General features: G+C 51.4%; 24 protein-coding genes. 17 read left to right on the forward strand and 7 right to left on the reverse strand.

Features of this window, described 5'->3' with window-relative positions; all coding sequences use genetic code 11:
• The 5 genes from WIH05_RS00510 to WIH05_RS00530 all read right to left on the reverse strand — a co-directional run.
• Nucleotides 1–326, reverse strand: a 326-nt coding sequence (locus WIH05_RS00510) for a response regulator (protein ID WP_337424819.1), incomplete at its 3' end; no start/stop codon positions are given.
• 96 nt (nt 327–422) lie between these two features.
• Nucleotides 423–2,369, reverse strand: a complete 1,947-nt coding sequence (gene glgB, locus WIH05_RS00515) for a 1,4-alpha-glucan branching protein GlgB (protein WP_022274403.1) — start codon at nt 2,367–2,369, stop codon at nt 423–425.
• Between the two features lie 4 nt (nt 2,370–2,373).
• A complete protein-coding gene (locus tag WIH05_RS00520; RefSeq protein ID WP_022274402.1) occupies nt 2,374–3,714 on the reverse strand; it encodes an alpha-amylase family glycosyl hydrolase in 1,341 nt (446 codons plus the stop codon).
• A 6-nt stretch (nt 3,715–3,720) separates the two neighbouring features.
• Nucleotides 3,721–3,954, reverse strand: a complete 234-nt coding sequence (locus tag WIH05_RS00525) for a YaaL family protein (protein ID WP_022274401.1) — start codon at nt 3,952–3,954, stop codon at nt 3,721–3,723.
• Nucleotides 3,955–4,163: 209 nt separating this feature from the next.
• A complete protein-coding gene (locus WIH05_RS00530) occupies nt 4,164–4,574 on the reverse strand; it encodes a metalloregulator ArsR/SmtB family transcription factor (RefSeq protein WP_022274400.1) in 411 nt (136 codons plus the stop codon).
• A 422-nt stretch (nt 4,575–4,996) separates the two neighbouring features.
• On the opposite strand from WIH05_RS00530, the gene WIH05_RS00535 reads away from it, so the two are divergent.
• From WIH05_RS00535 to WIH05_RS00605, 15 genes are all read left to right on the forward strand, one after another.
• On the forward strand, nt 4,997–5,452 hold the full coding sequence (locus WIH05_RS00535; protein WP_337424820.1) for a hypothetical protein: 456 nt from the start codon (nt 4,997–4,999) through the stop codon (nt 5,450–5,452).
• A 14-nt stretch (nt 5,453–5,466) separates the two neighbouring features.
• Nucleotides 5,467–6,483 carry a hypothetical protein gene (locus WIH05_RS00540; protein WP_022272229.1) on the forward strand — a complete coding sequence of 339 codons (1,017 nt, stop codon included), beginning with the start codon at nt 5,467–5,469 and terminating at the stop codon, nt 6,481–6,483.
• Nucleotides 6,471–7,667 (forward strand): CpaF family protein, encoded by a 1,197-nt coding sequence (locus WIH05_RS00545; protein ID WP_337424821.1) that lies wholly within the window; start codon nt 6,471–6,473, stop codon nt 7,665–7,667. Before WIH05_RS00540 ends, WIH05_RS00545 begins: the two co-directional genes overlap by 13 nt.
• Nucleotides 7,657–8,394, forward strand: coding sequence for a type II secretion system F family protein (locus tag WIH05_RS00550; RefSeq protein ID WP_337424822.1), 738 nt, complete (start codon nt 7,657–7,659; stop codon nt 8,392–8,394). Before WIH05_RS00545 ends, WIH05_RS00550 begins: the two co-directional genes overlap by 11 nt.
• The gene (locus WIH05_RS00555; protein ID WP_022272601.1) at nt 8,391–9,608 is read left to right on the forward strand and encodes a hypothetical protein; all 1,218 of its coding nucleotides are present in this window, start codon (nt 8,391–8,393) and stop codon (nt 9,606–9,608) included. Before WIH05_RS00550 ends, WIH05_RS00555 begins: the two co-directional genes overlap by 4 nt.
• A 13-nt stretch (nt 9,609–9,621) precedes the next feature.
• Complete coding sequence (locus WIH05_RS00560; RefSeq protein WP_022272600.1) at nt 9,622–9,789, forward strand: Flp1 family type IVb pilin; 168 nt, start codon at nt 9,622–9,624, stop codon at nt 9,787–9,789.
• A 2-nt stretch (nt 9,790–9,791) separates the two neighbouring features.
• Complete coding sequence (locus tag WIH05_RS00565) at nt 9,792–11,660, forward strand: DUF5702 domain-containing protein (RefSeq protein WP_337424823.1); 1,869 nt, start codon at nt 9,792–9,794, stop codon at nt 11,658–11,660.
• Nucleotides 11,661–11,864: 204 nt separating this feature from the next.
• Nucleotides 11,865–12,710: a hypothetical protein gene (locus WIH05_RS00570; protein WP_337424824.1), complete on the forward strand. Its 846-nt coding sequence runs from the start codon at nt 11,865–11,867 to the stop codon at nt 12,708–12,710.
• A gap of 4 nt (nt 12,711–12,714) precedes the next feature.
• On the forward strand, nt 12,715–13,137 hold the full coding sequence (locus WIH05_RS00575) for a prepilin peptidase (RefSeq protein WP_022272596.1): 423 nt from the start codon (nt 12,715–12,717) through the stop codon (nt 13,135–13,137).
• Between the two features lie 77 nt (nt 13,138–13,214).
• A complete protein-coding gene (locus tag WIH05_RS00580) occupies nt 13,215–13,604 on the forward strand; it encodes a hypothetical protein (protein WP_337424825.1) in 390 nt (129 codons plus the stop codon).
• Nucleotides 13,540–14,967, forward strand: a complete 1,428-nt coding sequence (locus WIH05_RS00585; protein ID WP_337424826.1) for a DUF6382 domain-containing protein — start codon at nt 13,540–13,542, stop codon at nt 14,965–14,967. Before WIH05_RS00580 ends, WIH05_RS00585 begins: the two co-directional genes overlap by 65 nt.
• A 160-nt stretch (nt 14,968–15,127) precedes the next feature.
• Complete coding sequence (locus WIH05_RS00590; RefSeq protein ID WP_022272594.1) at nt 15,128–16,228, forward strand: hypothetical protein; 1,101 nt, start codon at nt 15,128–15,130, stop codon at nt 16,226–16,228.
• Between the two features lie 72 nt (nt 16,229–16,300).
• Nucleotides 16,301–16,924 carry a rhomboid family intramembrane serine protease gene (locus WIH05_RS00595; RefSeq protein ID WP_215653349.1) on the forward strand — a complete coding sequence of 208 codons (624 nt, stop codon included), beginning with the start codon at nt 16,301–16,303 and terminating at the stop codon, nt 16,922–16,924.
• Nucleotides 16,914–17,330 carry an HIT family protein gene (locus WIH05_RS00600; RefSeq protein ID WP_022272592.1) on the forward strand — a complete coding sequence of 139 codons (417 nt, stop codon included), beginning with the start codon at nt 16,914–16,916 and terminating at the stop codon, nt 17,328–17,330. The genes WIH05_RS00595 and WIH05_RS00600 overlap by 11 nt, the downstream gene beginning before the upstream one ends.
• 25 nt (nt 17,331–17,355) lie before the next feature.
• Nucleotides 17,356–17,703 (forward strand): hypothetical protein, encoded by a 348-nt coding sequence (locus WIH05_RS00605; protein ID WP_337424827.1) that lies wholly within the window; start codon nt 17,356–17,358, stop codon nt 17,701–17,703.
• A gap of 203 nt (nt 17,704–17,906) precedes the next feature.
• Here WIH05_RS00605 and WIH05_RS00610 read toward each other — a convergent pair whose 3' ends face one another.
• A complete protein-coding gene (locus tag WIH05_RS00610) occupies nt 17,907–18,968 on the reverse strand; it encodes an undecaprenyldiphospho-muramoylpentapeptide beta-N-acetylglucosaminyltransferase (RefSeq protein WP_337424828.1) in 1,062 nt (353 codons plus the stop codon).
• Between the two features lie 165 nt (nt 18,969–19,133).
• On the opposite strand from WIH05_RS00610, the gene WIH05_RS00615 reads away from it, so the two are divergent.
• Together WIH05_RS00615 and WIH05_RS00620 are read left to right on the forward strand one after the other, a co-directional pair.
• A complete protein-coding gene (locus WIH05_RS00615; RefSeq protein ID WP_022272117.1) occupies nt 19,134–19,997 on the forward strand; it encodes a DUF4367 domain-containing protein in 864 nt (287 codons plus the stop codon).
• A gap of 71 nt (nt 19,998–20,068) precedes the next feature.
• Nucleotides 20,069–20,581, forward strand: a complete 513-nt coding sequence (locus tag WIH05_RS00620) for a DUF6147 family protein (RefSeq protein WP_022272118.1) — start codon at nt 20,069–20,071, stop codon at nt 20,579–20,581.
• 266 nt (nt 20,582–20,847) lie between these two features.
• Here WIH05_RS00620 and WIH05_RS00625 read toward each other — a convergent pair whose 3' ends face one another.
• The gene (locus WIH05_RS00625) at nt 20,848–21,099 is read right to left on the reverse strand and encodes a TIGR03905 family TSCPD domain-containing protein (RefSeq protein ID WP_022272119.1); all 252 of its coding nucleotides are present in this window, start codon (nt 21,097–21,099) and stop codon (nt 20,848–20,850) included.
• Nucleotides 21,100–21,396 lie beyond the last annotated feature (297 nt).

A 21,396-nucleotide genomic window follows, 5' to 3' on the forward strand; every position in this document is an offset into this window, starting at 1 on the left:
ACCAGCTCCAGGGGATTAAAGGGCTTTGTGATATAATCGTCCGCCCCGATGTTTAAGCCCAGGATCTTATCGGTATCCTCGGATTTGGCCGACAGGATGATAATGGGGATGCTGCTGGTCTCGCGCACCTTTAAGGTGGTGCGGATCCCGTCCAATCCCGGCATCATCACATCCACGATCATCAGGTTCACCTCGTGGTCCTCCAGGTATTCCAGGGCCTCGTAGCCGTCATAGGCCTTGATGACCTCAAAGCCCTCTCCCGTAAGATAAATATTAATAGCTTCAACAATCTGTTTATCGTCATCGCATACAAGAATCGTCTGCATAAGTTCCCTCCTTTAAAGTTTTATCCAGGTAAAAATACGTTCACCACATCCAGTATAACATAAAAATGCGGTGAACGTATTAAAAATTCCTGTCAATTAATTAAAACGGAAAACAGCGGTTCCGTAAGCCGGAAGCGGGTAGGCAAAGGAATAGGGCTGGCCGTCGCATTCAGATTTTACGGAGCGCTTTGAGAAGGCATGCTCCCCGCGCTTATAGAGGCCGTGCTCATTGTCCAGGATCAGCGTATAGGTTCCTGATTTGGGAACGCCCACCCGGTAATCGTCCCGGGCCATGGGAGTGAAGTTGATGACGAACAGGAGGTTCTTTTTCCCTGTTTCATCCCGGCGGATGAAGCTGAAGATGCTCCGGTCGCCGTCGTTGGCGTTGATCCACTGGAAACCGTTCCAATCGCTGTCCAGCCGGTAAAGGGCCGGATATTTCTGGTAGATATGGAGCAGGTCGCTGTAATATTTTAGCAGGTCCCTGTGCTGGGGCTCCTCTGCCAGATACCAGTCCAGGGCTGTTTTTTCGTCCCACTCATGGTACTGGCCGAAATCCTGGCCCATGAATAAGAGCTTTTTGCCCGGATGGCCCATCATGAAGGTATAGCCGGCCTTCAGGTTCGCAAATTTATCGTCCGGGAAGCCGGGCATTTTATTGATCATGGAGCATTTTAAATGGACCACCTCGTCATGGGACAGGGTCAGGATGTAGTTTTCACTGGTGGCATAGGTGATCCCGAAGGTCATCTTGTTATGGTTGAATTTTCGGAAATATGGATCCAATTTCATATATTCCAGAAAATCGTGCATCCATCCCATATTCCACTTGAAGGTAAAGCCCAGGCCGCCTTCCTCCGGCGCCTTTGTGACGCCGGGCCATGCGGTGGATTCCTCAGCGATCATGATGGCTCCGGTCATATGGCCTGTAAGGACACTGTTTAAATGGCGGAAGAATTCAATGGCCTCCAGATTTTTATTTTCTCCATACTGGTTGGGGACCCAGTTCCCGTTGCTGCGCCCGTAGTCCAGATACAGCATGGAGGCCACGGCGTCCACCCGGAGTCCGTCCACATGGAAATTCTCCACCCAGTAAAGGGCGTTGGCGATCAGGAAGTTTTTCACCTCGTTTTTCCCGTAATCAAAGACCTTTGTTCCCCAGTCGGGATGCTCGCCTTTTCTGGGATCTGCGTACTCATAAAGCGGTTCCCCGTCAAAATCTGCCAGGCCATGGGCGTCTTTTGGGAAATGGGCCGGGACCCAGTCTAAGATCACGCCGATCCCCTTTTTGTGGAGATAATTGACGAAGTACATGAAATCCCTGGGACCTCCATAGCGGGAGGTGGGAGCGTAGTAGCCGGTCACCTGGTAGCCCCAGGAGCCGTCGTAGGGATGCTCCGCGATGCCCATGAGCTCCACATGGGTGTAGCCCATTTTTACCACATAGTCGGCCAGCTCGTGGGCCGCCTCCTTATATGTATAATAGCCTTCCTTTTCCGGCCGGCTGGCCTTTCTCCAGGAGCCCAGATGGACCTCATAAATGGCCATGGGAGCTTTTTCCGGCTCTGTGTGCTTCCGTTTCTCCATCCATTTCTCATCGCTCCAGGAAAAGCCGGAGATATCGGTGGTGATGGAGGCGGTTCCTGGCCGGAATTCGGCGCTGAATGCATAGGGATCCGCTTTAAAAAGGATCTTGTCATCCTTTGTGGTGATGGCAAATTTATAAAGCTCGCCAGTTCCAAGGCCTGGTATGAAGGCTTCGTAGATGCCGGAATCCTCCAGGGGCTTCATGGGAGACGCCTCCGGATCCCATCCATTGAAGTCCCCAACGACGCCCACAGACTTCGCATGGGGCGCCCAGACGGCAAAGTACATACCCGGCTTTCCGCCATAGGTGCGGGGATGGGCCCCCAGCTTTTCAAAGATCTTATAGTGGGTACCCTGACCGAACAGGTAGCGGTCCAGTTCTGTAATGAAGCCGGTACCGGCCGGTCTTCCGGCCTTTTTTGCTGTGGTTTTACTGCTTTTTCCTGAATTTTTCATACTCTTATGCCTCCCGAAGTTTAAAGATCGCGCCGCCTGACGGCGGAAGGGTCACAGAAAGCCTTCCGTTTTCCACCGGTATGGAAGGAGCTTCCGCGTCCAGAAGGTTTATGGCCTGGGACGCCGGGAACGGGACCGGTATGGAAAGGGCTGCGGGCTGGCTGTCATTGTTGACTGCCGAAAGGATCATTGTATTTTCTCCCAGCCGGCCAAACGCATACTGGCGGTTGGTCAGAAGAAGTTCTTTATACGTTCCGTCATGGAGCTCCGGATTATCCCGGTGGATCCGGGCCAGGGCGGCGATATGGTCCGTGATGGGGCCGGTCTTCTGTTCCATATCCTTTAAGGAAAGGGCAGGGCGGAGCGCCTCGTCAGATTCCCGGGTGCGCGCTCCCTGGATCCCCCATTCGCTTCCGTAGTACACGGACGGGATCCCGGGAAGGGTGAATAAAAGCTGGTATACGGGGAACAGGTGGTCTGGTTCCCGCAGCTTGCTGGCGATCCTGTCCTCGTCGTGGTTATCCGTAAAGGTATACAGAGCCCTTCCCACAGATTCCAGCCGCTTCACATTGTGGGCGATCTCAAAATAGTTATGGTCGTTGTGACCGGAGTAAAGAGCCTTATGGAGCTCATAATTGGTAACAGAGTGAAGCATTTCTCCATTGACCCATCTTCCGTATTCTCCGTGGATCACCTCGCCCATGAGCCAGAAATCCTCCTTCATGGAGGCGGTGCAGCTGCGCAGCTCCTTCATGAAGGCAAAATCTAAAACATTGGCGCAGTCCAGGCGGAGGCCGTCGATGTGTAAGGTATCGATCCAGAATTTTACGGTATCCATCAGATACTCTCTGACCGCCGGGTTCTGCAGGTTCAGGCACGGGAGCTCATAGTGGCCCTGCCATGCCTCGTATCCGAAGGAGTCGCCCATGGGGCTTCCCCAGCCGAAGTTTACTCCGCGGTACCAGTCCTTATAGGGAGAGGCTTCTCTCTTTTCCTGGATATCGCGGAAGGCGGGAAATTCCCGTCCGGTGTGGTTGAACACGGCGTCAACTGCCACACGGATCCCATGTTCGTGACACTGGTCCACGAAATTTGTAAAATCTTCATTTGTCCCCAGTCTCCGGTCCACCAGGCGCAGATCCCTGGTGTCATAGCCGTGGCCTGTGGATTCAAAGACCGGACCGATATAAAGGGCGGTGCAGCCCAGATCCCGTATGTGGGGGATCCATTGGAGCAGCTCATCAAAACGACAGGCTGCGGAGGTTTCATGATTTGTCTTAGGAGCTCCCAGGAGCCCCAAAGGGTAGATGTGATAAAAAACTGCTTTCTGATACCAGGGCTTCATAGCCGGTCAGACCTCCTGTAATTCCCGCTTTTTAAGGCTCTGGAGAAGGAACTGGTAGCGGAGCTGGGCTGCGTTCAGCTCATAAATGTAGCAGTCGATCAGCGCAGGGTCCACCACCTGCTCAAACTGGTTCTGGGCGGAAAGGATCGCAGTCTGGCTGGCCATGATCTGCTTTTTCAGCTCCAGAAGCTCCTTCGTCCGTTCCTTATTTGGCGCGGATTTTTTGTTTATGAATCGCATACTTCCATTTTCCTTTCTTCTGGTATTGGTCTTTTCCAGTATCCGGCCTCCCGGCAGCCTGCAGCTTCGTTTGCTGGAGGTCGTTTTTTTAGGTGTCCGGAGGTTTCGGAGCTCCCGGCTCCTGACTGGTCTGACTTCCTGTGCTGCGCGGCGCGTTCCGGAGCATTACAAAGGTCAATGGTAGTATTGTCTTTTTATGGGCGAGATATTCATTTACTGGAATTCTGCTGCAGCGCCTCGTTTAATCTGAGAAGCCGGTCGATGGCAGACTGACTGGTCAGATGGTAATAATTGCAGACGCCGCGTTTTTCCACAGCGATCAGCCCCGAATCCTTCAGGATCTTCAAATGATGGGAGACAGCCGGACGGGAAAGACTGGTTTTTTCTGTGATCTCTTTCACGTTGAGACCTGGAGCGCGGCGTTTTTCGGATACGCTGCGGCCGCCTTTCTGTTCCGTCTCCAGGGATCTGCGGTCCTCTTCCACCTCATAAAGCTGCTGGATGATGGCTAGGCGGGTACTGTCGCCCAGGGCGATGAAAAGGGGGATACACTCCCTGAATGAAGTTTTTAACCGGCTTTCATCCGGCGTATATTCTCTGTCGTCCGGTTCCTGCGGCATAGGATGGCCCTCCTGTCTGTGTGTTCTGATTCCATTGGTTTAAAAATATAAACTAAATATATTCTAGCATTTTTTGAAAGGTACGTCAATGTTTTGGATAAAACTTAGTAAAGTTATTATTTTGTATGAAATTTTTTTGTAGAATATTGCTGAAAATATAGAGGGCGATTTTACGGTTTTGAAATTGACTTTTTTTCCTGTTTGGCCGATAATAGGAGCACATTCAGAAATGAGCTTCTTCATTTCCAGATCATTTCCAACCGGGCGTCCGCCCGGGACAGGACCGGCAGTTTCGCCGGAAGCCCCAGGATCGGGGCAGGATTCCAGAAAACAACAAAAATAAAGATGGGAGGTGTCTGCCCTTGGCAGTTTTATTTGTCGTACTGCTTTCAGCCGCTGTGACGGACTGAAGGTATGGGAAGGTGTTCCACTGGCAGATCCTTCTGGGGCTGGCAGGCGGGATTGTGGGAGCCATATGGGGAGCCGGGACCGGCGGAGATGTGTTTATATTGCTGGCGGGACTGGCGGCCCGGGTTATTGGTACATGTGCTGCATTTTATACCCTGTTTTTATGCAGGATGCTGGGAGCAGGGGACATTAAGCTGATGGCTCTCTGTACAGGTCTTCTGGGTATGGGGCCGGGGCTCCTGGTGATCTTCACCGGGCTTTTTCTGGCCGCCCTCCGGGCGGCGGGGATGATCTGGCGGCAGGGCTCGCTGTGGATGCGGATGGAGCGGATCGGAACCTTTGTCATCCGCTCAGGAAAGGAGGGGAAGCTCCTGGAATATCCGGGAAGGGAGGATAAACGGAATATCCTGCGGCTGGGTCCCTGGCTGTTCCTGGGATATTGTATATGGCTGGCTGGAAGATATCTCTGAGGAGGTGAGGGAAGATGAAAAAGATCATGGCAGTTTACGACGAGGATCCGTTTTATGCGGAACGGCTTTCTGATTATATCAACCGGAGGGAGGACGGGATCTTTTCCGCCCGGGCCTTTACATCCAGGAAACGGCTGGAGGAGTTTGCCAGGGACCATGGGATCGATGTGCTCCTTACGGGAACGCTGTCCGAAGGAGGCTTTCCAGGCCTCCCGTCGGTCCAGCGGATCCTTCTCACAGAGGAGGAAGTCCGGGCAGGGGAGGGAGGCGGGCATGGGATCTATAAATACCAGTCCGGCGACGATATCCTGCGGGAGGTGATGGCGGCCTACTGTGAAACGCCGGAAGGGAAAACGGATTTTCCGGGGCTTCCGGCTTCGGGGAAACGGATCATCGGCGTGTATTCCCCGGTGGGAAGATGCGGAAAAACGTCATTGGCCCTGGCAATGGGCCAGCTTCTGGCCAGAGAGGAAAAGCTGCTGTTCATTACGCTGGATACGTTTACCGGTTTTTCCGGCCTTCTGGACGAGCAGTGGAAGCGGGATCTTTCGGATCTGATCTATTATTATAAGCAGGGCCGGTTCCACGGCCTTCAGCTTAATTCGGTCATTTACTATCTGGGAGATATGGCCTGGCTGCCTCCGATCCGTTTTCCGGATGATTATAACCAGATCACTTCAGAGGAAATGGCGGATTTTCTGTTAAAGATCCTGGAGGAGGGAGGATATGGGACCCTGGTCCTGGATATTGGGAACTATGGGAGACAGGTTCTGCCGCTTCTGGAGATCTGCCAGGCGGTCTATATGCCCATCCGGGAGGATGCCGTTTCCAGGGCCAAGCTCCAGGAGTTTGAGCAGTATGTGGAAAAAAGCGGGAAAAAAACGGTGGCGGGAAAATTCCATAAGATCCATGTTCCCATGGTCACAGGAATGAAGCGGATGGAGCATTTTCCGCAGGAGCTTTTGTGGGGGGATCTGGGAGATTTCGTCCGAGGGATGTTAAAGGGGCAGAGATGGATATGGGAGAGCTGATACGGGATCTGAAACGGGAGCTGCGGGAGGAGATCCTCCAGGGAATGTCCTATGAGCGCCAGATGACGGATGAGGAACTGGCCCAGGTCATCGACGGGAAGATCCTGGAGCAGATGGAGCGGGAACCCATGGCTCTCAGGGACAGGCTGAGACTTCAGAAGGAGCTGTTCGATTCCTTCCGGAGGCTGGACATCCTGCAGGAGCTGGTGGACGACCCGGGAATCACGGAGATCATGGTCAACGGCCCGGAGGAGGTGTTTGTGGAGACAGAAGGGAGGATACGGAGATGGGAAAAATCCTTTGAATCCCGGGAACAGCTTCTGGAGCTGATCCGGCAGATCGTCAGCCGGGTCAACCGGACAGTCAATACGGCGTCCCCCATTGTGGATGCCAGGCTGGAGGACGGTTCGAGGGTCCATGTGGTGCTGGAGCCGGTGGCATTAAACGGACCGATCCTCACGATCCGGAAATTCCCGGATCCGATCACCATGGACCGGCTTCTGGAATACGGGAGCGTCACAAGGGAGGCGGCGGACCTTTTAAAAATACTGGCGGCGGCCCGATACAATATTTTTGTCAGCGGAGGCACGGGGGCAGGAAAGACGACCTTTTTAAACGCTCTTTCGGAGTTTATCCCTCCAGAAGAGCGGGTGATCACCATTGAGGATTCAGCGGAACTAAAGCTGGCCCACATTGAGAACCTGGTACGGCTGGAAACAAGAAACGCCAACGGGGAGGGCCAGGGAGCCATCGGGATCGGGATGCTGATACGGGCGGCTTTGCGTATGAGACCGGACCGTATAGTGATCGGTGAGGTCCGGGGACAGGAGGCCGTGGACCTGCTCCAGGCCATGAACACCGGCCATGACGGGAGCTTTTGCACCGGCCATGCCAATAGCTGCCGGGATATGCTGGCCAGGCTGGAGACGATGGTCCTTATGGGGATGGAGCTTCCCCTGCCGGCCATAAGGAGCCAGATCGCGTCAGCCCTGGATGTGATGGTCCATGTGGCAAGAATGAGGGACAGGAGCCGGAAGGTGACGGCAATCGAGGAGGTGGTGGGAATTGAAAACAGTGAGATCGTCCTCAGGCCTTTGTTTTCCCTTGACGGAGAGGGAGAGCTCAGAAAGGCCGGAGACCTCAGATGCCAGGAAAAGCTCAGAAGGGCAGGGTATGGATTATGAGGTATACCGGCTGAGCAAAAAGGAGTGGCTGCTGTATGGCAGCCAGGGAATTGGGTATCTGGCGCTTCTTGACTTCGTATTTTACAGAAGCGCGGCGCTGTTTGCGGTGCTGGCGCCGATGGGGATCTGCTATCCGCTTATCCTGAGGAAGGATCTGAAGCGGCGGCGGAAAGAGGCCTTAAAGCTCCAGTTCAAGGATGCGATCCTTTCGGCTGCCTCCGGACTCAACGCAGGGTATTCAGTGGAAAATGCCTTTGCCGCTGCATTGGAGGAAATGGACCGGCTTTATGGGAAGGATTCTATGATATCCCAGGAGCTGCGCCTGATCCTTGCCAAGACCCGGATGAACCGGGCTTTCGGGGAGGCCCTGGGGGACTTTGCCAGGAGGAGCGGCCTGGAGGATATCCAGAGCTTTTCCGAGGTGTTTCTGGCAGCCCGGAAAAGCGGAGGGGAGTTGGTAAGGATCATTGCCAGGACAGCGGAGATCATCGCGGAAAAGATACGGATCCAGGAGGACATTATGACGGCCACAGCAGCCAGGCGGATGGAGCAGAGGATCATGAGCGCCATTCCGCTGCTGATCGTTTTTTATATCGAGCTTACGTCCCCGGGCTTTTTTGACCTTCTTTATGGGACGGCAGCCGGACGGGTGGTGATGACAGTATGTCTTGGAATTTATTTAGGGGCCTGCAGCCTTTCAAAAAGGATCCTGGAGATCCGTATATGAGGGGAACGGTATACAGATATCTCCGGTATGGGGGATGCGCTGCCCTGGGAATCGTTTTCTTTTTGGGAGCCGAGGCGGCGGATACAGACCGGCAGACTGTGGATAAAGGGATCTTAAAACGGAACCCATGGGGACAAAGGGATGCAGTATACGAATTTTATGCGGAAGGACTGGAGGAGGGAGCTGTTGAACTGGCAGTAACGGTTCCGCCCCGGAGACTTTCCCCAAAGGAATTCCACCAGCGTATGCCAGAGATTTCGGAGATCCTCCTGTCCGGTATCCTGGGAAGCAATGTGTCTTTGGACCAGATCCGCACAGATCTGGAGCTGCCGGAGGAGCTTCCGGGATATGGGATCCAGGTGGAATGGGAATCGGAGAGGCCGGAGCTTCTGAGCAGCATGGGGCTTTTAAACCAGGAAGGGCTCCGGGGGGTGGACCCGTCCAGGGGGGAAACGTTCTCTTTGATGGCGGAGCTTTCATGCGGAGAGGAGAAGGAGCTGGTGACGGTCCCGGTCACCGTCCTTCCGGAGGAGATGACCCAGGGAGAGCGCCTGGCGGAAAGGATAGACAGTCTGGCGCTGGAGGATATGGAAAATGAGACGGTCCGGCTTATGGAAGAATTTGAAGGAGTCCCCATTACATACCGGAGAAAGGGACGGTTTCAGAATGCGGTCCTTCTGGTTCTGGGAGGCGTTCTGGCGGCCTGTCTCTGGATGAAGGAAAAAAATGACGAACAGCTCCAGAAAAAGAGAAGGGAGGAGAGTCTGACGGCAGCCTATCCGGACCTGGTCTCAGGCTTTCTGGTACTGACAGGGGCCGGTTATTCCATCCGCCAGGCCTGGAAAAAGACAGTCCAGGACCGGAAACAGTCGGAGACGCTTCCGTTTTCAGAGGTTTACCAGGAAATGCAGGTCACGTTGAACCAGATGGAGACGGGGACGCCGGAGGCTTTTGCATACGTCCGGTTTGGAAAACGCTGCGGACTCCGGTGTTACACGAGATTTTCCGGTATTCTGGAGAGCTCTCTGCGCACAGGTGGAAGCAGCCTCAGAAGCCTTCTGGAGCCGGAAATGGAAGAAGCCTTTAAGATACAGGCGGATCTGGCCCGGAGAAAGGGGGAGGAGGCGTCCACAAAGCTGCTGTTTCCCATGTTTGGGATGCTCGGAATCGTTATGGTAATGGTAACTGCGCCGGCGTTTTTCTCGCTGGGCTGAAAGGAGGGACCGTATGAGGATCATGGAGTTTTTAAAGGAAGAAGACGGTGTTGGCGTGATCGAGGTGGTGCTGATCCTGGTCGTACTGATCGGATTGGTGATCATCTTTAAAAAACAGATCAATCAGCTTTTGAACAATATTTTTTCGGAGATCAGCAAGCAGTCAAAAGAGGTGTACTGATCATGAAAAAAAGGGGAGAGATCACTGTGTTTCTGAGCCTTACGCTGGTGTGTATCCTGTCGCTTTTTATGGGACTTCTGGAATCGGCCCGGACGGCGGGAGCAAGACTGTACCTTACGATGGCCGCCAATTCAGCCATGGCCTCTGTTATGAGCCAGTATAACCGGAATCTGTGGGATATGTACCATCTTTTGTTCCTGGAGTATGAGTCTCCAGAGGCCATTGGGCGTTCCTTCGATACGTATCTGGATTTTTATCTGGAACAGGAGAACCTGTATCCGATGAAGCGGAAGAGCCGGGAGGTCACAGCCATTCTGAATATGCAGGACCATGCAGGAAAGCCTCTGGAGGACGGGATCCTCTCCTATGTCCGGTACCGACTTCCGGATATTGCCGGAGATCTGTCCGGGGTCGCGGAGAGCGCAAGGGACGCTTCCCGGGCAGGAGACTTCAGGACTGTATTTAAGGTATGCCGCCAGGCCGGAAGGCATACAAGGCGGCTTGAAAAGGCCAGGAGGGAGGTGGAGGCTGCACTGGAGGATATGGAGCGGTCAAGGATACGGGCAGCAGAGGCGGCTGCGGATGAAAGGGCCGGAAAAATGGAAACGGAAATAAAGAGACTTTTGAAAAAGATCGGAAAGTTTCCTGCTCTGGCGGATCGGTATCAAAAGGAGGTGGAGGCTCTTTCTGAGGACAGCCGGTCTGCCAGAGGGGAAGAAAGAAGGGAAGGGATGGAGCCGCAGGCGTCGGAAACCATGGATATGGAGCTGGCGGCGTATCAGAGTGTGGAAGAGGCCGCCAGGGAATTTCAGGGGCGCTGTCAGGAGATGAAAGATCAGCTGGAGGCGGAGGCTGTCCGTCTGGAGGAAATTTCAGAGCTTCTGGAGGAAGGAGGAGATGGGGAGCATGAGGAAAATGGGGAAGAAGATGAGACGGGGCCGGACTGGGATCAGATCCAGGAGCTTATGGATATGGTCCAGATACCGGAAGCAGCAGTGCAGGAGCCTGTGGACCAGGAAAAATCCAGCGCTCTGGACCGGCTGGAGGAGATGCTGAGCGGAGACCTTCTGAAGCTGGTAATACCAAAGGGAGTAAAGCTTTCAGAAAAAAGAGTCAGAGCCGGACAGAATGGTCCTTCAAAAGAACAGTCTGAAGAAAAAACAGAGTCCAACGGGCTGGCAGCCCAGCTTCTGGTGAACGAATACATACTCCTGTATTTTGACTCCTTTCTGAAAAAAAGCGAAAGCCGTGAGGAGCTGGCGGATCAGGCCCTGGATTATGAACAGGAATATCTTCTCTGCGGAAAAGGCTCTGACCGGGATAACCTGGCCAAGACCGTGGAACAGCTCCTTATGATCCGGGCGGCCATGAACCTTTTGTATCTCCTTAATGCGGCAGATAAGAAAGCCCAGGCAGACGGCCTGGCAGCAGCGGTTTCCGGAGGAAATGCGGCGGCAGGACTGATCATCGGTTTTCTGATCTTAAGCCTCTGGGCTCTGGGAGAGGCCGTCTGGGATGTGCGTGGGCTTCTGGATGGCGGGAAGACCGGATTCTGGAAAACGGACAGCACATGGCATCTGAGTCTGGACGGGCTGCTGGCCATGGAGTTTCTGGAGGGGAGGCCGGATATGGAAGCTTCCGGCAGCGGATATGAGGATTATATCAGGATCCTGCTGTTTCTGGAGGATAAGGTTGTGAGAAATTACAGGATGATGGATGTGATCCAGTGGAATGTAAGAAAAAAACAGAAGGACTTTTCGACGGATGCCTGTGCCTGTGAGGTGGAGATCCGCACAGAGATATCCCAACAGCATTTGTTTCTTATGAAGGATGAGTACTGGCAGACTGTGGAAACAGCCTGGGCATATTAAGAACGGAGGTGAATGGCGGTGCCCTCTTTTTCAGATTGTTATTCTCATATGCTGAAAGGCACATTTCTAAAATCCAAATTGCATTACCAGTGTGCAATGTCTCTCCAAGTACCTTGCATTCTCCCCTTAATAAATATTGTTTTTATCCTGGGAAAGAGGGTACTGCCATTCATCTCCGGACATTCCCGGCGCGTCTCTGCCAGTATGACGGTGGAAGCCGCCCTTTGTCTTCCGCTCTGGCTGTTTTTTGCAGCTGCGCTCATGGAGCCTGTGCGGTGGCTGGACCGGCAGAGACAGGTCCAGACGGCGCTGGAATGCTTTAGCGAAGAATTAAGTCAGGCTGTGTATCTGAAGGAGCTGGAACCTGGGAGCGGTGAGGGGACTGGAAATGGATCCGGCTCCGCAGGTGGAGCTGTGGACGGGGAAGGCGGTCTATCCAGTGGATATGTGGAGCTTCTTTCTGGAGCAGCAGCCGGACTGTGGATCCAGGGAAAAGCAGAAAAGCTTGTGGACCATGTGACTGTGAAGGATGCAAAGGCTCCGGATCCATCGGGAAATATCTGCCTGGAAGTGGAATATACGGAAAGGATCCCATTCTTTCCTGTATACAGACAGGGAATTACCATGAAGGCAGCTTCCAGAAGGAGGGGATGGATCGGTCTGGAAGGAAAGCTGAGGGAGTCGGGAGAGCATACGACAGAAGCCGGTGAGGGAAACGGACATGCCGTGTATGTGGGAGCAGGTATGGGCAGGTACCACTTGTATAGGGACTGCCATTATATTTCCAATGCATATGAAGCTGTATCCTTAAATCAGGCAGAAAAAATGACAAACCAGTTCGGAGAGCGTTACCGCCCCTGCTCCCGGTGTGCGGACTCCGGGCATGGGGACCGGACGGTGTATGTGACCGCAGGAGGCGGGCATTATCATTTTAACCGGGCCTGCAGCTCCATGATCTCCTACGTCCGGAAAGTGGATCTGGAGGATGTGGGACACCTGGGCGTATGCTCTTACTGTGCATCCAGAAAGAAAGCAGAGGGAGGCGGTTAACTGAATGGGAAAATGGATATTTCTGATATTTCTGGTGTGGGCGGTCTGGCAGGATCTCCGGAGCAGGACCGTGGGGCAGGGGTTCCTGGCGGCGGCAGGGAGCCTTGGCGCAGCCGTTTCATTGCTTTCCGGGCGCAGTGTACTTGGGCTGCTGTCATCAGCAGCGGTAGGGATCTTTCTTCTGATACTGGGACAGATCACGGATGGAGGGATCGGGGAGGGAGACGGATGGTTTTTTATTGTGACCGGTTTTTTTCTGGAGCCAACAGAAAATTTTATGCTTTTTTTATCGGGGCTCATTTTTTGCAGTGTGTACAGCCTTGCATATATGGCCGCATCCTTCATCGGAGGTGTCGGCGTCCGGCAGAAAAGGCTTCCGTTCCTCCCCTTTCTGCTTCCAGTGGGACTCTGGCTGGTGCTTTCCTGAAAAAAGAACGGCGGCTTGCGGCCAGCTTTACGGTGGAGGCGGCGCTGGTCCTTGCTCTGGTCTTTATGGTTATGGGAATGACCATAAAAGAGGCCTATACGATCCATGATGAGATAACCGGTTCTATGATCCTGGAAGAGGCTCTGGAACGGGCCTCCTATAACAGGGATGAAAAGAAAGAGGATACTTATTTTACCGGGCAGGCAGAGGAACAGGGAAATCCCAGGCTCTGGCTGGGGAAATACAGCGCCAGGCTTAAAAGAAAAACAGGAAAGATTTCGGGATATGCGTCTGCTGGAGCGTGGGCGCTGGAAATAGAAAGGGGAGCGTTCCGTCCGGAGCTATTTTTACGGAGGACAGCGGCCCTGACAGAAATGGGGAATGGCCAGGATGATAGGGGAAGTGGAGTTCAGACGGGAAATGAACCGGAATTATATGGTCCTGAAGCCGGGACCGGGAAAAAATGAAGAATATACGGTGCGGATGCTGACAGAAAACAGGATCCCGGGCTTTCTTCCATTTCGGGAAAAGCAGGTGGATGGGGAGCGGTGGTTCTATTATGATGTTACGTCCAGACAGCCGCTGGGGAGGATCCTGGAGCACAGGAATTTAAGGGGAAAAGAACTGGAACGGCTGGCGGCGGATCTTTTATTTTCTCTGAAGCAGACAGAGAGATACCTTTTAGACGAAAAATCCATGGATCTGACCCCGGAAATGATCTATGTGGATCCGGATTCCTTCCAATGCTCGTTCTGCCTGGTACCTGGGGGCAGATGGGATTTTTCCCAGGGATTCCGTGAACTGTCTCAATATCTGCTGGATCACGTGGACCACAGGGACGGGGAGGCCGTGGTGCTGGCATTTGCCATTTTCCGTGAGTCCAGAAAAGAGAATTTCGGACTTGAGGAGATCGGAAAGTGTCTGGAAAAGGCCAGGGCAGAGTCAGAGGCTGGAAAAAACGGCGAGGAGGAAGAAAAAGAGGTCTCCAGGAACCGTACAGGCGGGCAGACCGGAACGGAGGAGGAAAAAAGACAGGATCTTTGGAAAATGGATACAGAAAACGGAGAGCGGGGATCTGGGGAATGGATGAAGGAGAGAAGGACAGAAAAATCCTCTTCAAGGGTCTGCGGATCAGACCATGGAAGGGGAGGGGAGAGGGATAGAGTCTTAAAGACAGTGGCCATAGCCGTCGGAATACTTATGGCAGTTCTTCCGGCGGCTGCAGCTGCTCTTTTTGGAATCCATGGCCTGTTTCAGTATAAATGGATCCTGGGGGCTGCAGAGATGGTCCTTTTGGCAGTGGAAGTGTTTCTGTTGTCGGGGGTGAAGGCCGGAACTGGGAAAGGAAAGGCGGATTCCAGGCGGCAGGAGGAGCGTGGTCCAGAGGGGGAGGACCGGGAAAAGACAGAACCATGGGAGGTATATTTTAGGGAAGAGGAGGCGGATGCGGGGAGAATTTCCAGCCGGCCTGCTGCAGAACAGAGGGAAGAAAAGGAAGAGGAGTTCCAGACGATCCTTCTGGCAGCCAGGCCTTTGGAAATAGAAAGCCGGAAGCTGACAGCATTTTCCGGAAACCTGGAGATCCCTCTGACATATTTTCCATTCCTGATCGGGAAAAGCCGGGAAATGGCAGATTTTTGTCTGAATGAGCCGGGCGTCAGCCGGCTTCATGTAAAAATAGAAGAGAAGGACGGAGCCTATACCATTACAGACCTGAATTCTACTAATGGAACAAAAGTAAATGGAAGACTTCTGGAGGCCAATGAGACGTGCAGCCTTGAGTCGGGCAGCGAAGTGGAGATCGCTGGAAGAAGGTTCCGGTTCCGGTAAGACCCGAGTGATCGTCCTTTCTCGGAACCAGATACGCAGAGCATGCGGGCGGCGGACTAAAAATTTTCATTTTATAATTCCAATGTGCACCAAAAGAATAGGGATTTATGATATAATGAAAAAAATATATCCGCGTGAAGCGGGCGAGAGGAGGAATGACATGCCATTCAAATTACCAGAATACCATCACCCGGATTTTTCGCTCCCTCAGTTTGTGAGCGCGCCAGAGGTAAAATGGGAGCTTGTGGAAAAAGATGGAGTTGCACCGGAATATTTCCACAGTACATCCATGTATCCGGAATATTTTAAGATCGGCGGCCGGTGGGTGCTGGCAGAAGAAAGCCGCATGGATTCCAGCGTGGTGATCTGTGAGGATGGACACCTGGAGGTGGTGGAAAACAGAAACCTGAAACAGGGGCAGAAGGTGATCCTGGGCCGCAGCGAACAGTGCCAGGAGGGAATTTATGTCCATAATACAGGCTTTGAGACCGAAGAAACGTCTGAAAAGGAAAAGTTCGTGTTCCGGCAGGGGCGCAGCAGAGAAACGTCCTATGCCAGAGATTACGATAATCTCCTGGAGCTCTTGAAATATGAGAAGGAGCATGGAAATATCTTATGGGTCATGGGACCGGCATTTTCCTTCGATCATAATGCCAGAAAAGCGATGCAGGCGCTTGTGGAGAATGGGTATGCCCATGGACTGATGGCCGGAAATGCGTTGGCGACCCATGATCTGGAGGGGGCTCTCCTCCATACGGCCCTGGGACAGGATATCTATACCCAGGTTTCCATGCCCAATGGCCATTATAACCATCTGGACGTGATCAACCGGGTCCGCAGGAGCGGATCGATCCCCCAGTTCATTGAAGATTACAAAATCGACAATGGGATCATATACAGCTGTGTAAAGAAGCAGGTTCCTTTTGTACTGACGGGATCGATCCGTGATGACGGTCCGATGCCGGAGGTGATCGGAGACGCTTATGCAGGCCAGAGGGCCATGAGACAGCTTGTAAAAAAATCCACCTGTGTTATCTGCCTGGCCACCATGCTCCACACCATTGCCACAGGCAATATGACGCCGTCGTTCAGGGTCCTGGAAGATGGCACTATACGGCCGCTGTATCTTTATACAGTAGATGCAGACGAATTTGTAGTCAATAAGCTTCTGGACAGAGGAAGCCTGTCAGCCACTACCATGGTGACCAATGTTCAGGATTTTATCACGATTGTGGCGAGGGGCCTGGGTATCATGGACTAGGCTTATCCAGTTACGTTCCATTGCGGGACTGTAAAAGGTATGATATTATGACGGCAGGAAAGGGCTGAGGGAATGGAAGATACCGCCAGGAAAAAGTCATATATAAACTGGATACTGATGGCGGTGAACGCTCTGGTTTTTTTATACCTGGAAGCGGCCGGATCCTCTGAGGATGCATATTTTATGTATACAAAAGGGGCAATGCTGAAGGCGGCAGTCATAGAAGACGGGGAATATTACCGTCTTTTGACGGCCATGTTCATGCATTTTGGAATCAGCCACCTGGTGAATAACATGATCGTTCTGTTTGCTCTGGGGGATAACCTGGAAAGGGCCCTGGGACATGTAAAATATCTGATCCTGTACCTGTTCAGCGGGATCGGAGCCAACTGGATCTCCATGATGATAGGAAATAAGGACCCTATGGTGGTATCTGCCGGGGCATCAGGGGCGATCTTTGGAGTGATCGGCGGACTGTTTTATGCGGTGGCTGTCAATAAGGGACGTCTGGAGGATCTGCAGACGAAGCAGTTAGCCGTTATGATCGTTCTTTCCCTGTATATGGGGCTCACCAGTTCGGGTGTAGATAATGCAGCCCATGTGGCCGGATTGATCCTGGGAATCCTTCTGGGGATCCTTTTATATCGAAAACCAAAGAAAAAAATGGATGATGGAGGAGTTTGGAATGAAAGATAAGGATTGTATTTTTTGTAAAATTGCCAATGGTGAGATTCCATCGGCTACGATCTACGAGGATGAGGATTTTCGTGTGATCCTTGATCTGGGACCGGCATCCAGAGGGCATGCCCTGATCCTTCCAAAGGAACATTTTAAGGACGTCTGCGAACTGGACGAGAAGGTGGCGGCCAGGGTCCTTCCGCTGGCAGCTAAAATCGGGGCGGCAATGAAGGAGGCGCTTGGCTGTGCCGGATTTAATCTGGTCCAGAATAACGGAGCGGAAGCGGGACAGACGGTCTTTCATTTCCATGTACACGTGATCCCCCGTTACGCAGGAGGACCGGAAATGGTGACCTGGGAGCCGGGAAAAATGGCTTCAGAGGAACTGGCAGAGACGGCAGCAAGGATTGAAGCGGCCTTATAAGGGATGGTTTACTTAGGGAGAAGATATGCCGCAGAATAGCATTGAACTGCTGCAAAAGCTAATGGAAAAGTATTCAAGGGTGTTCATGAGCTTTGCCGGAAAACAGGGCGTTCCATATGATGACGTGGAAGATATCGTAATGGCATCATTCTGGTCTTGTTATAAGGGTGGTTACCTGGAAAAGATGACAGAGCCAGAAATAAAAAAGGTGCTGGTCAGGATTGTATACAATAAATGCATGGATTATCACAGAAAAGCGGCTCCGACGGATATCACCGCCATTGAGGATTGTGAGACAGAGCTGGATAAGATCAGCTATCGTGCTGGCAATGCAGTGGACAAAACGGTAGTCAGCAATGAAAACTGCCAATAAATCCGCGACACGATCGACGGTCTGAAGGATATCTGGAGAGAGCCGGTGAGGATGTATTTTATTGAAGAACGTTCTATCCCAGAAATAAGCAGGGCTCTTGGAATCACGGAGGAGGTCTGTCGTTCCAGGATTTCAAGAGCCAGAAAGTGTTTAAAAGAAAAGCTGAAGGGGCTGTGGGAACAGTTCCAGTAGCGTCTGCAGCCTTACTGGACGGCCTGGATCAATTCCATAATAGTATGAACGGCATTGTTCAAGTGGCTTTTTTCCATGGCCTCTACGAACTTACGCCGGTTTTCATAGGTATCCGTGATGGCGTTTAACAGAGTATCATAGGTCATCTGTTCCTCTTCAAGGACCTCAGAGAATCCCTGTCCAGCAAAGGACCGGGCATTGAGGATCTGATCGCCCCGGCTGGCGGCAGCAGACAGAGGGATCAGGACATTGGGTTTCCTTAAAGCCAGGATCTCGCAGATGGAGTTGGCGCCTGCACGGGATACGATCAGATCGGCAGCCGCAAAAAGGTGCTTTAAGGGACTGTCAACGTATTCATACTGGACATAACCGGCTGTGCCGATGAGGGATTCGTCCAGGTTCCCCTTTCCGCATATGTGGATCACTTGGAATTTCTCCAGGAGCCGTGGGAGAATGCTGCGTACAGCCTGGTTTACCTTTACGGAGCCAAGGCTGCCGCCGATGACCAGGATGATCGGCCTGGCTGCTGAAAGATGGGTATACTGGAGACCGGCCAGACGGTCCCCTTTCAGCAGCTCGGCGCGGATCGGAGATCCGGTAAGCACCGCCTTATCCTCGGGAAGATACTTAAGGGTTTCCGGGAAGTTGCAGCAGACCTTTTTTGCTGAGGGAATGCAGAGCTTATTGGCAAGACCCGGAGTCATATCGGATTCGTGGATAATAGTGGGAACATGATAATGCTTTGCTGCCAGGACCACAGGAACCGCAACAAAGCCGCCTTTGGAAAAAAGTACGTCCGGTTTATATTTTTTAATGAGCTTCCGTGCCTCCCCGTATCCTTTCAGGACGCGGAAAGGATCGGAAAAGTTTTTAAGATCGAAATAACGGCGCAGCTTTCCGGAAGAAATACCATCATAGGGAATCCCTGCGTTTTCGATCAGCTTTCGTTCGATCCCATTGTAGGAGCCAATATAGCGGATCTCATATCCGGCCTCCTTCAGGGAAGGGATCAGAGCCAGATTTGGGGTAACATGACCGGCAGTGCCGCCGCCGGTGAGTATAATGGTTTTCATAAATCATTGCCTCCATGGATTTTTCATGCACATTGATTGTTTTATGGCTGCCGGATGTCTTGGATACAGCGTCAGACAGTCACAGCTATTTTAATAGTAACGATTGGGGAAGAATTGTCAACCCCAAAAAAGAAATCGCCAATGGAAAGCAAAGGGGTCAGAGTCATGACAGACAAAGAAAGACAGGAAGATGAAAAACTGAAAAAATGTCTTCAGACAGCGTATGGGGCGACCGACGAGCAGCTTTTAAAGGAGCTGGAAGAAGCGGAGGCTTCTCTGGATGCTTCAGAGTTCCCCGGAGCCGAAGAGCGTATGTTCCGGCGGTTCATGGAAATGGAGAGGGAAGAGCGGGAAAAGGAAAATCTGTCTGAGGATGCGGCACAGGACAATATGACTGTGCCTGGTATGGATGCCGCCGGAGGCGGAATGGGTGCAGATGGAACGGATAAAAATAAGAAAAAGATACGGAAGTTTGGAAAGAAGAAAGTATTTCTTGTGGCCGCGCTGGTGGCTGTGTTTGTCGGAGCGCTGGGCGTGACGGCAGTGGGGGAGAAGAATTATTTTTTTAGGGGATGGAAAGGGAACGTCGATGACCTTATTTTTAATAATGATAAAAACAAGGTGGAGATGAGTAGTTTAGAGGAGGCATATAAGGAAGTAAAAGGAAATTTCAATATAAATGTTTTAAAGTTAGGATATACACCGAGGGATTTTCAAATAGTAGACATTAATAGTAGTCAAGGGAGAGTAATTTTTGAATTTGAATATCGTGGAAACAAGATATATTTTGTGCAGGGAGAACGTAGGGATGCTTCGTCAGTAAGTACGGCATCTGATCGTACAAAAATAGTTGAGGAGATTCATAATGACTGGATTAATAAAACAATTAAAATTAGAGAGAATGAATTAGAGAATGGAAAAAAAGAGTATGAGACGGAAATCTATGACGATAAGGCGTATTATTACTTAAGTGGAATTATAGAATTGGATGAATATATAAAAATAGTAGAAAATCTAAATTATTATTAAAATTTGGTCACAATCTGGTAATGAATTACGTTATTACTAATATAAGAGCAGATAGGAAAGGAGAAAGTAAAATGAAAAGAGTATTTGTACTGGTATGCGTTTTATTTATGATGGCTAATACTGTTTACGCATCAGAGATAACTTGGGAATCTGCCCCGGGACATCATGACCAAAGTGTTTTGCTAGGACCAGAAATTCAATCATCAAAAGATATTGTTCAGAGGAATGGAAAAGGGGAGTATCTATCATCTGGAATGCTAGAAATTTTGAACCAGAGTAACGGAAGCATCTACATTTGTGTAGATACATTTGCACATGTAAATGTAGATCGAATTCGTCATACCGTTTTCTTGGATCAATGGGATGATAGAAAACAGGACTGGGTTCAAGTTGATTACTGGGAGTTTGAACGCACCAAAGAGGAAGAGGGCGGAGAACTCTCAATGATGACAGATACTATTACTATTAAAAACGTTGCAACTAACCGTTATTACCGCGCCCGCGGCCTTCACATGGTAGAAATCGGAGATGAGATTGAGGGCTGTGCAACTGAAACCCACGGCGTTCTCATCACCAAAGACTAACCCTAACTAATCTTGTATATAATTTAGGCCTAATTATATAAATACATATTTTTGAAGGGAGATGATCTATGGGGATCATTACGATACGACAATACAAAAATATATTTCTCATCAACAGAACGGACAAGGGATTGGCGTTTTGGAAGGTCATGCCGGAATGACAATCCCTCTCTGAAAAATGAACTGGAAAAAGCCTGGAGAAATGGGACTCCAGGCTTTTGACATTTCTAAATCCTTATTGTCAGATGCCGCAAAGCTTCCCTGGTTTAGGAATTCTGCTGGGCTTTGTACTGCTTTAATGCCCTGGCGAGCTGATCGGGACAAGAGGTGGGGCGGGCGCCGCAAAGGATGCCGTCGGTTCTTTTAATCACTTCGTCGATATCCATGCCCTCTACCAGCTTGGAAACTCCCTGGGTATTGCCGGAGCAGCCGCCGAGAAAGCGGACATTGGTCAGCTTATTGTCTACAACATCAAAAGTAATCTGGCGGGAACATGTGCCCTGGGTCGTATAAACCATTGGAAATACCTCCTGAATATAAATAAGGGGAATGAAAAATTTCCCATGACTGTCTGCAAATCCGATTATACTCAGCCATGGGGCATCCTGTCAAGCAAAGAAATCTATTCCTGCTGAACGGCTGTAATTTCCCTAGCAAACCTGCAAAAATGAACTCCGCCTTGATTTTCCAGATCTGATTCCGTATAATAAGGACAATTAATAACAGTTCAGCCATGCATCTTCTTGGCCGCTTACAGCGGCCAAGAAGCGCCGGGCGTCTGCCCTATGGAGATATTAACGGGAAAATGCTTATGA

The sequence above is a fragment of the Alitiscatomonas sp. genome (assembly GCF_037242085.1).
GTDB classification, from domain to species: domain Bacteria; phylum Bacillota; class Clostridia; order Lachnospirales; family Lachnospiraceae; genus Alitiscatomonas; species Alitiscatomonas aceti.